This is a genomic window from Kineosporia sp. R_H_3, from assembly GCF_002198675.1.
GTDB lineage: Bacteria > Actinomycetota > Actinomycetes > Actinomycetales > Kineosporiaceae > R-H-3.
Map to the genome: position 1 here is coordinate 1 of NZ_MWLL01000002.1, position 9,187 is coordinate 9,187.

The 9,187-nt window shown below is 72.7% G+C and carries 12 protein-coding genes; all 12 read left to right on the forward strand.

Annotated features, from left to right (window positions below):
* A partial coding sequence (locus ECOMGDLI_RS34220) for a hypothetical protein (RefSeq protein ID WP_158220798.1) occupies positions 1–286 on the forward strand: 286 nt, incomplete at its 5' end.
* Complete coding sequence (locus ECOMGDLI_RS00025; protein ID WP_088312394.1) at positions 286–690, forward strand: hypothetical protein; 405 nt, start codon at positions 286–288, stop codon at positions 688–690. The genes ECOMGDLI_RS34220 and ECOMGDLI_RS00025, both read left to right, overlap by 1 nt.
* A complete protein-coding gene (locus ECOMGDLI_RS00030) occupies positions 683–1,147 on the forward strand; it encodes a hypothetical protein (protein WP_088312395.1) in 465 nt (154 codons plus the stop codon). Before ECOMGDLI_RS00025 ends, ECOMGDLI_RS00030 begins: the two co-directional genes overlap by 8 nt.
* A 185-nt stretch (positions 1,148–1,332) precedes the next feature.
* Positions 1,333–2,520 carry a hypothetical protein gene (locus ECOMGDLI_RS00035; protein ID WP_088312397.1) on the forward strand — a complete coding sequence of 396 codons (1,188 nt, stop codon included), beginning with the start codon at positions 1,333–1,335 and terminating at the stop codon, positions 2,518–2,520.
* Positions 2,517–2,726: a helix-turn-helix domain-containing protein gene (locus tag ECOMGDLI_RS00040; RefSeq protein ID WP_088312399.1), complete on the forward strand. Its 210-nt coding sequence runs from the start codon at positions 2,517–2,519 to the stop codon at positions 2,724–2,726. Before ECOMGDLI_RS00035 ends, ECOMGDLI_RS00040 begins: the two co-directional genes overlap by 4 nt.
* 168 nt (positions 2,727–2,894) lie before the next feature.
* Positions 2,895–3,269, forward strand: coding sequence for a hypothetical protein (locus ECOMGDLI_RS00045; protein ID WP_143447375.1), 375 nt, complete (start codon positions 2,895–2,897; stop codon positions 3,267–3,269).
* Positions 3,270–3,513: 244 nt separating this feature from the next.
* Positions 3,514–3,771, forward strand: a complete 258-nt coding sequence (locus ECOMGDLI_RS00050; protein ID WP_088312403.1) for a hypothetical protein — start codon at positions 3,514–3,516, stop codon at positions 3,769–3,771.
* Positions 3,764–4,051 (forward strand): hypothetical protein, encoded by a 288-nt coding sequence (locus ECOMGDLI_RS00055; RefSeq protein WP_088312405.1) that lies wholly within the window; start codon positions 3,764–3,766, stop codon positions 4,049–4,051. Before ECOMGDLI_RS00050 ends, ECOMGDLI_RS00055 begins: the two co-directional genes overlap by 8 nt.
* Positions 4,044–4,712 (forward strand): hypothetical protein, encoded by a 669-nt coding sequence (locus ECOMGDLI_RS00060; protein ID WP_088312407.1) that lies wholly within the window; start codon positions 4,044–4,046, stop codon positions 4,710–4,712. Before ECOMGDLI_RS00055 ends, ECOMGDLI_RS00060 begins: the two co-directional genes overlap by 8 nt.
* Positions 4,696–6,342 (forward strand): hypothetical protein, encoded by a 1,647-nt coding sequence (locus tag ECOMGDLI_RS00065; RefSeq protein WP_088312408.1) that lies wholly within the window; start codon positions 4,696–4,698, stop codon positions 6,340–6,342. The genes ECOMGDLI_RS00060 and ECOMGDLI_RS00065 overlap by 17 nt, the downstream gene beginning before the upstream one ends.
* 40 nt (positions 6,343–6,382) lie before the next feature.
* The gene (locus ECOMGDLI_RS00070; RefSeq protein WP_088312410.1) at positions 6,383–7,870 is read left to right on the forward strand and encodes a phage portal protein; all 1,488 of its coding nucleotides are present in this window, start codon (positions 6,383–6,385) and stop codon (positions 7,868–7,870) included.
* The gene (locus tag ECOMGDLI_RS00075) at positions 7,870–8,958 is read left to right on the forward strand and encodes a hypothetical protein (RefSeq protein ID WP_088312412.1); all 1,089 of its coding nucleotides are present in this window, start codon (positions 7,870–7,872) and stop codon (positions 8,956–8,958) included. The genes ECOMGDLI_RS00070 and ECOMGDLI_RS00075 overlap by 1 nt, the downstream gene beginning before the upstream one ends.
* Positions 8,959–9,187 lie beyond the last annotated feature (229 nt).

The window sequence follows — 9,187 nt, forward strand, 5'->3', positions numbered from 1 at the left end:
GCCCCACCCAGCCCGCTACGCCCCCGCCATCACCGCAGCGCCCACACCGATCCGGCAGGCGCTCGCCGCGGCGGAGCGCCTCGGCGGCCGCGGCGTCCCCCTGACCCGCCTCATCGACTACGTCACCGCCGTCGACGCCGCCCTGCCCACGCTCCCCGCACCGTGCGTCGTATGCGGGGAGAACGTCACCGCCGAACACATCGAACGCACCGGCCAGCCCGTCCACGGCGACCCCCGCACCCGCACGAAGTGCTGGGACGCCTACACCGAGAGGAAGACCGCCTGATGCCCACGACCGGCACCGCCAGCACCGTCGAGACTCTGTGCGAGGTCATGCACGACGCCTACGAAGCAGCGGCCGTCACCGCGGGCTGGGAGACGCAGGAGCGGTCCAGGAAGCCGTGGGCTGAGGTCCCCGAGGCGAACAAGGCGACCATGCGGGCTGCCGTCACCGCCGTCCTGGACGCCCTACCCGCCATCGGGTGGGTGCACTTCTACGGGGTCATCGAGGAGCACGTGGAGTGGGGCTGCCAGTCCCCGAACACCCAGGAGATCTTCCGGGAGTCCCGCGAGCCCGAGGACGAGTACCTCAACGGCTGGCCCAAGGTCAGCCGCACCGTCCGCACCGTCACCGCACCCGACGGGACCATCACCACGACCAAGGGCCCCTGGACGGTGGCACGTGGCTGACCCCGGCCTCACCGGCTGGACCAGCCACGGCCACCGGATCCCGAACGTCCCCCAGACCGGCCGACCCGTCAACGTCGCCCGCTGCGGCGGCCCGGGAATGTGCAACGTCTGCTCGCGAGAGGCAGCCGCAGCGCCGCCTGCGCGCAACGTCATCACCGACCCGATCACGGCCCTCGCCGGCCCCCCGAACCTCGACCCACTCGGGGCGCTCCACGACGCCGTCGCGTTCTCCTCCCGCGACTGGAGCAACGACGGCCGGGACGGAGCGTGGATCTACGGAATCGTCTGCGGCTGGGACGACGAGACCGACGGTCCCGACGCCGGCGACGCCATGACGGAGGTCGCATCCCTCTACCGCTGGGACGCCTCAACGATCGCCAGGCTCCGCGCCCTGCATGCCGCGTGGAAGGCGCTCGAGGCATCAGCCCGCGGCGAGACTCAAGCGCCGACCACCTGAACACCGCGGCGCTCGCCGCGACCCGCACCACCGCGCACGACCGAGACGCCCGTCGGGGGACGGGCACCACCCCCAGGGAGAGGACCACCCCGAACGTGGACTGCCAGTCCGGATGCACCGTCCCCCCGTCGCCCGATAGCGACGACACCGACCGCCGGCCCCGCCAGACTGAGGGCGACGACCTGGTGTGCGCCCGCTGCCGCGGGAACGCCCACGACTCCCTCGTCCGTCTGCCCGACCTCGTCGAGCACATCCGCTCCCACGTCGTGCCCGGTTCGGCCAGCCCGGACGGCGTCCACGTCCGCGGCACCCGCACCCCGCCGGCGCCGCTGTCTCTCGCGGCCGTCGACGACGCCGATGCCCTGCACTCCATGCTCGTCGCCTGGTGCACCGAGGTCATGGACGGCCGGGACCTCACCGGCCCGACCTGGCGCGGCACGATGGTCCTCCCGGCCTCCAAGCGGTTCCTCCCGGCCGTCCACCGCTCCACCTGCCCCGGAGGCCGCTGCAAGGGCTGCGCGGTCGCCTACGACCCGCCCCGCGGCTTCGGCCTTGCGATGGTTCCGCCCATCCCGGGGACGGGCCACATGGACCGCTCCGACCCGTCGCGGGTCCGCCAGTGCCTGTGCCTGCGGCCCGGGCAGATCGGCCCGCACACCCCGCGGTGTGTCCGTGACGGCTGGACCCAGCCGCCGGCGGCCGACCCCGAGGTGTGGACGGCGACCACCGCCCTCGTCGACTGGCTCCGCCCGCACATGGCCTGGGTCGCCACCCAGCCCTGGGCCGCCGACTTCGTCGCCGAGCTCACCAGCGAGGTCGCGACGAAGAGCAACCGCTGGTCCCTCGAGGAGCGGCCCGTCCGGCTGTCCACCCCGTGCCCCGCGTGCGACCGGCTCAGCCTGTCCCGCTTCGCCCCGCGCTTCTACACCGGCGCCGTCTCCATCCGCTGCACCGCACGCGACTGCGGCGAGCCGATCCCCGAGGCCCACTACGGGCTCTACACCCGCGTCGTCGTCGCCAACCTGGTCTTCGAGGACCCCGAGGCCGCCTACCTCTACCGCCTCGAGGTCACCCGGCGCCGGGCCGCCGACGTCTATGTCGCGCGCCGCGCCCTCCAGACGCTCCGCTCCTGGATCGCCAAGCGCGCCGAGGACGCCGAGATCCCCGCGGTCGCGCCGCTCATCGCGGACGCCGCGCTCGTCGCCGAGTGGGTCGCCACCTTCGCCGTCGCGCACGCTGCCCGTACCCGCCTCGACGCCATCCGCGGCTTCTACCAGTGGGCGGTCGCCGAACACCTCATCGAGGCCGACCCATCCGCCGGCATCGAGGTCGCCGACGAGGACAGCACCCAGGCCGTCGGAGGTGCCGCGTGATCTGGCTGACCATCCCGCAGGCCGCTGCCCGCGTCGGCCGCAAGGTCGACACGATCCGGCGCTGGGTCGCGGTCGGTGACCTCACGGCCATCCGAAACCCCATCGATCGCCAGCGATACGTCCGCGAGGAACAACTCCTCGACGTCGAGCGGGCCCGACGAGCAGCGGCCCGCGCGAACCGAGCCATCGGCCAGGAGGCATCATGAAGTTCGGCAAGGAACACGCCGACTTCCGCAGTCCTCCGCGCTGACCTGCGGAATCCTGCTACGGTTCCACCATCGGATCACTCCACCTAGCCCCCCGCGCGGTAGAGCGAACCAGGAAGCCCTCGACCTCCCTGTGGTCGGGGGCTTCCGCACGTCGGAGGTGAGCCCATGGCACGCAACGCCTGGCGCGCCTGCCCGACACCCGGCTGCCCCCAGATGGTCTACGGCCCTGGCCGCTGCACCGGTTGCGCCCAGGAGGCCGAGCGGAAGCGGGGGACCGCGCACCAGCGCGGCTACGACGCCAGACACCGCAGCGCCAAGGAGCGGCTCCTCGCCGACCTACGCCGCGACCTGGCCGCCGGCCGCCCGCCCTGGTCGTGTGCCAGGTGCGGCGAACCCATGACCCCCGAGCAGGACCTTGAGCATGGGCACACCCTCGACCGCGTGACGAACCCCGGCGCCCGCGCCGACCGCCTCGAGCACGCCCGCTGCAACCGCTCCGCTGGTGGCGCCATCGGCGCCGCCATCACTAACTCCCGCTGACCGTCGAACCCACCCAACAGGGCGCGGTTCAAAACGGACAAAGGGGTGGGGGGAGACCCCCTCGGACGCCCTCCCGAAAGACCGCCGGGAAGGGCTCTCGGGGGTCAGTCAGGTTCAAAGGATTCTCACGCACGACCCAGCGACCGATCGGCGCAACGCCGGCCGGCCGCCGCTCGACCCCGCGCTCGCGCAACGCGAGACCGCGCCAACCCCGAAACCGCGCAACGCGGTCGAGGAGACCGCCATGCTGATCACCAAGGCACCCACCGTCGTGGACCACCGCGCCGTCGAACCCGTCAACATCGACCAGCTGACCGGCGCCCTCGCGCTGCTCGGCATCGAGAGCGACCCGAACGACCTCGCCGAGGTGCACTTCACGCCGGGCCAGGTCCGTGTCGTGCTCTTCGCCCGCGACGTCGACGGCCGCCACGTGCTGGCCGGCGACACCGTGGCAACGGTCACGATCATCGCTCCTGTCGAGCGGGTTCCCCGCCGTGGCTGACGCGGCCGAGCAGGCGACGATCCCGGGCTACCGGGTCACCAGCGCGCTCGCCGCGCTCGGCCAGGTGCTCGGCGCTCGCCTCACCGTGAAGCCGGCCGCCGGTCTCGACGTCGCGACGTCGCCCGAGCTCCAGGGCTTCCGCGACGCGTGCTCGCTGCTGAACGCCGACGCCGTCGACGTCCTGGCCCTCGACTTCGGCGCCGGCTACGTCCAGGTCACCACCCGCCGCCCGGACAGCGACGACCCCGTCGTGCTCACGCTCGAGGTCGTCGATGCCTAGGGGAGGGGCGCGGGTCAACTCCGGCCCGCCGCCGGACCCGAACGCGCTGCGCCGTGAGCGTCCCTCGGACGCGGCCGGCTGGACGACGCTGCCCGCCGAGGGCCGCCGGCGGGCGAACGGTGCCCAGGCCGCCGCGCCGACGTGGCCGCTGCTCCCCGACATCGGGCTGCGCGCGGAGCGCAACGTCGCTGCCGCTCGCGCCGAACTGCTGCTGCGGGTCATCGAGGAGAAGCTGCTCCTCGGCGACGACACCGCGGCCCTGGAGAAGAAGCTCGAGCGTGCCCAGCGCGACATCGAGGTCCTCGACTTCCAGGTGAAGGAGCAGGACGGCCGGGAACGGTCGCTGTGGCGCGAGCTCTGGAAGTACCCGCAGGCCGTCATCTGGGAGCGGGACCACCAGCACCGCGCCGTCGCGATGTACGTCCGGCACCAGGTGCTCGGCGAGCTCGGCGACCTCGACCAGGCCAAGGAGGCCCGGCAGTGGTCGGACCGCCTCGGCGTGAACCCGGCCGCGATGGCGCGGAACCGGTGGCGGATCGTGACCGACGAGATAGGTGCCCGCCGCGCGGCCACCGCCCCCGTCCGGCCCGTCGCGGCCCCGGCCACCGACTCGGTCAGGGACCGCGCCCGGAAGCTGGCCGCAGGTGGCGGCGTCGCGTGACCCCCAGCCGCTCTACGTAGCCCCCGCCTGGGTCGAGGCCCACTGCGTCGTCCCCGACGGCTTCCGCCGGGGCGCGCCGTTCCGGCTCTACGACTTCCAGCTCACGTACCTCCTGAACTTCTACCTCGTCCGCGGCGACGCGCGCTGGATCCCCGACTCCCCGCTGCTCGGGCCGGCGTTCGTCCACCGGCGTGGGCTGCTCGTCGGCCCGCAGAAGATCGGGAAGGGCCCGAAGTCCGCGGCGCACGTCTGCCTCGAAGGCGTCGGCCCGGCGCTGTTCGCCGGCTGGGCTGGCCCCGACGACGGGTACGCCTGCCGCGACTACGGCTGCGGGTGCGGCTGGGAGTACGTCTACGAGCCCGGTGAGCCCATGGGCATGCCCTGGCCGACGCCGCTCATCCAGATCACGGCGCTGTCCCAGGAGCAGGTCGACAACGTCTACGGCGCGCTGCGCCCGATGATCGAGCTCGGCCCGCTCGACGACGTCGTGCCCCGCACCGGCGAGGAGTTCATCCGCCTCCCCGGCGGCGGCCGCATCGACGCCGTCACGTCATCCGCGCAGTCCCGCCTCGGCCAGCGAGTCACCTTCGTCCCCCAGGACGAGGTCGGCCTCTGGACCAAGACGAACAAGATGCAGGGCGTCGCCGACACCCAGTACCGCGGCCTCGCGGGCATGGGTGGCCGCGCGAGCCTGACGACCAACGCGTGGGACCCGTCCCAGCACTCGGTCGCGCAGCAGCAGTTCGAGTCCAGCGCGAAGGACGTCTACCGGCAGTTCGCCCAGGCGCCCCGCACGCTCTCGTACAAGAACAAGCGCGACCGCCGGAAGATCCACCAGGCGGTCTACGGGGAAACGCTCCGCTCGGCCGGCGGCCACGTCGACGACGACAGCATCGAGGCCGAGGCGGCCGACCTGCTCGAGCGCGACCCCGCACAGGCCGAACGGTTCTTCGGCAACCGGATCGTCTCCGGGGCCGGCACCTGGTGCCCGCCCGAGCTCTGGACGAACGGCGGCGCCAAGGCCCGCACCGTCCCGGACGGGCTCCTCGTCTGCGCCGGGTTCGACGGCTCGGACGTCGACGACTGGACTGCGCTGCGCCTGGAGACCGCGGACGGGCACCGCTTCACCCCGACCTACGGGCCGGACGCCCGCCCGACGATCTGGGACCCCGCTGAGTGGGACGGCCAGATCCCGCGTGCGGAGGTCCACGCTGCGGTCGCCGAGGTGTTCCGCCGGTACGTGGTGCTGCGGATGTACTGCGACCCCAGGGACTGGCGCTCGGAGATCGCCGACTGGGCGAACGAGCACGGCGAGAAGGTCGTCATCGAGTGGGCCACCAACCGCATCGTCCAGATGCACTCGGCCCTCGAGCGCACCCTGACGGACCTCAAGACCGGCCGGTCCACGCACGACGAGTGCCCGATCACCACCAGACATGTCGGAAATGCGCGAAAGGCCGCGCGCTCCGGCGACCGCTACATCCTCGCCAAGCCCTCGCCCCAGCAGAAGATCGACGCCGCCATGGCCGACGTCCTCGCGCACGAGGCGGCCCAGGACGCGCACGCCGCCGGCGACTTCGACCGGATGGCCAAGGCCCGCAGCAGATCCAAGAAGATGGTCGTCCTGTGAAGAGCGGGGCACCGAGACGCCGGAAGGGCGGTGACCAGAGGTGCCCGCTCCCAACGCAGACCCCGGGTCCCCGCTCTGGTGGCTGATCCGCCTCAAGGAGCAGCACAAGAACGAGGTCCCGGCCCTCGAGCGGTACAACGCCCACTACGAGGGCACCCAGCCGCTCAGCTACTTGGCGTCGGAACTCGTGACACAGCTGTCCGACAGGCTCCGCCAGGTCGTCATCGCGTGGCCCATGCTCGTCGTCGACTCCGTCGAGGAGCGCCTCGACATCGAGGGCTTCCGCCTCGCGAACAGCACCTCGGCGAACGACGAACTCTGGGACATCTGGCAGGCCAACGACCTCGACGAGTGGTCTCAGCAGGCGCACCTTGACGCGCTCGTGATGAAGCGGTCCTACGCCATCGTGGGTACGAACGGCGAGGACGCCCGGCGGCCCATCATCACCGTCGAGTCGCCGCTGCAGGTCATCCACGAACGGGACCCCCGGACCCGCAAGGTCGCCGCGGCGGCGAAGTTCTGGACGGACGACGAGGGGCAGCAGCGGGCCACCCTGTACCTGCCGAACGAGACGTCCTGGTGGGTTGGTGCCGGCAGCGGCTGGGAGCAGGGCTCCGACGACCCGGACGAGCACGGCCGGGGCGTCGTCCCGGTCGAGCCGATCGTCAACCGCCCACGGTTGCGCGCGATGAACGGCGCCAAGGTGATGCAGGCCGGCGCCTTGGCCGCAGTCGGCGAAGGCACCAGCGACCTCGCTCCGGTCATCCCCATCTCCGACGCAGCGTGCAAGGTCGCCACCGACATGATGGTGGCCGCCGAGTTCCACGCCATGCCCCGTCGCTGGGCCCTTGGCTTCTCCCGCGAGGACTTCGAGGACGAGGCCGGAAACAAGATCAGCCCGTTCCGGCAGATCGCCGGCAACATCTGGGCCTCCGAGCGGACCAAGCAGGAGGGCGCGGAGGTCGGGCAGTTCCCCGAGTCCAACCTCAGCAACTTCCACGAGACGCTCAAGCTCCTCGCCCAGATCACAGGGCAGGTCTCGGGCCTGCCTGCGCACTACCTGAACTTCGCCACGGACAACCCGGCGTCCGCCGACGCGATCCGCTCGGGCGAGGTCCGGCTGGTCAAGCGCGCGGAACGCAAGCAACGCTCGTTCGGCGGGTCCTGGGAGCGGGTCATGCGTCTCGCCCTGCTGTGGCGCGACAACTCCGTCCCGGCCGAGGCATCGCGGATGGAGACGATCTGGCGGGACGCCTCGACCCCCACCATCGCCCAGGTCGCCGACGCCGCGGTGAAGAAGAACCAGGCCGGCATCGTCCCGCTCCGCCAGACCCGCGAGGACCTCGGCTACTCCGCCACCCAGATCGACCGGATGCAGGAGGAGGACGAGCGCACCAGCGCCCTCGCGTTCGGTCTCACTCCGCCGCCCAAGCCTGTCCCGGCCACCTCGCCGGGTGAGATGAGCGACGACGGTGACCTCGAGCCGGCCGACCCTGCGCCCGGTGAGGGTGACGGCCCGAGCGACTGATGGCCACCACGCAGGCCACGCTCGACGTCGCGACCCGCTACCGCGCCGACCTCGCCGCGCTTGGCGAGCAGGCAGCGCTCCTGCTCGCCCGGCTCTGGCGGCAGATCGACCCGGCCGACCCGGTCGGCACCTGGACGCCGCTCCTCGCCCAGGCAGTCGGTGCGTTCTCCGCCGCACAGCTCGTTGCCGCGTCCATGGCCGACGCCTACGTCGCCGAGGTCCTCGCCTCCCAGGGCGTGGTCCGCGCCCCGGCGGCCCGCGTCATCCCCGAGTCGTTCGCCGGCACCGGTGCCGCTGGCACCGAGCTGGCGCCGCTGCTGCGGATCCCCGCCCAGCGCGCCGCCTACGCGCTCGACCGTGGTGCACCTACCGCGACCACCCTCGACCTCGGCCGGTCCCTGCTCGCGATGTACGCCCGCACCGAGATCGCCGACGCAGGCCGGACCTCGACCGCCGCGGCTGGGGTCGCCCGCCGGGTCACCGGGTACGTCCGTGCACTCCGGGCGCCGTCCTGCGCCCGCTGCGCGATCCTCGCCGGGCGGTGGTACCGGTATTCCGCCGGATTCGACAGGCACCCGCACTGCGACTGCGTGAACGTCCCCGCGGAAAACGACATCGGCGACGAGCTCGTCACCGACACCCTCGCCGCGGTGCGCGCCGGGAACGTCAACGGCCTGTCCCGCGCTGAGCGGCAGGCCATCGACCTCGGCGCCGACCCGTCGCAGGTCGTCAACGCCCGCGACGGCATGACGACCGCGGCAGACGGCCGCCGCTACACCGCGACCGGCACCACCCGCCCCGGCGCCCGGATCCTCGCCCGCGACATGGCCCGCACCGCCGGTGCTGAGCCGGGCCTGACCTACCGGAACTTCACCGTCTCCCGCACTGAGCTCGCCCGCTTCGAAGCCCAGTACGGGCCGCTGCTGGCCAGGGGCCGCACCTTCACCCAGACCACCACCAGCGGCGACCGCACCAGCGCCTACCGGTTCACCCGCACCGGCCGGCCCTCCGTCGAGGACATCCTCGCGAGCTCGACCAGCCCCGACGACGCCGTCCGGGTGCTCACCAACTTCGGCTACCTCCTCTGAGGCAGCCGGACACAACCCGCCCAGGGCCGCGCAACGCGGCACCGAGTGGGCGCTCACCGTCACCGAGACATGGAGGCCGCAATGGCTCCCGCCCTGGACGCAACGTCCGCCACCCGCAGCGACCACCGCGCCCCCGCGTGGCTCACGTCCCTGCCGCTGCGTGCCGTGCTCGCCACGCACGACGCCGACCCCGCCCCGCCGGTGCCGCCTGCCGACCCGCCTGCACCCC

What these genes read in the sequence shown, in the direction of transcription:
- ECOMGDLI_RS00025 (WP_088312394.1), top strand. Translation starts at nt 286, where the DNA reads ATGCCCACGACCGGCACCGCCAGCACCGTCGAGACTCTGTGCGAGGTC.
- ECOMGDLI_RS00045 (WP_143447375.1), top strand. Translation starts at nt 2,895, where the DNA reads ATGGCACGCAACGCCTGGCGCGCCTGCCCGACACCCGGCTGCCCCCAG.
- ECOMGDLI_RS00075 (WP_088312412.1), top strand. Translation starts at nt 7,870, where the DNA reads ATGGCCACCACGCAGGCCACGCTCGACGTCGCGACCCGCTACCGCGCC.
- ECOMGDLI_RS00050 (WP_088312403.1), top strand. Translation starts at nt 3,514, where the DNA reads ATGCTGATCACCAAGGCACCCACCGTCGTGGACCACCGCGCCGTCGAA.
- ECOMGDLI_RS00060 (WP_088312407.1), top strand. Translation starts at nt 4,044, where the DNA reads ATGCCTAGGGGAGGGGCGCGGGTCAACTCCGGCCCGCCGCCGGACCCG.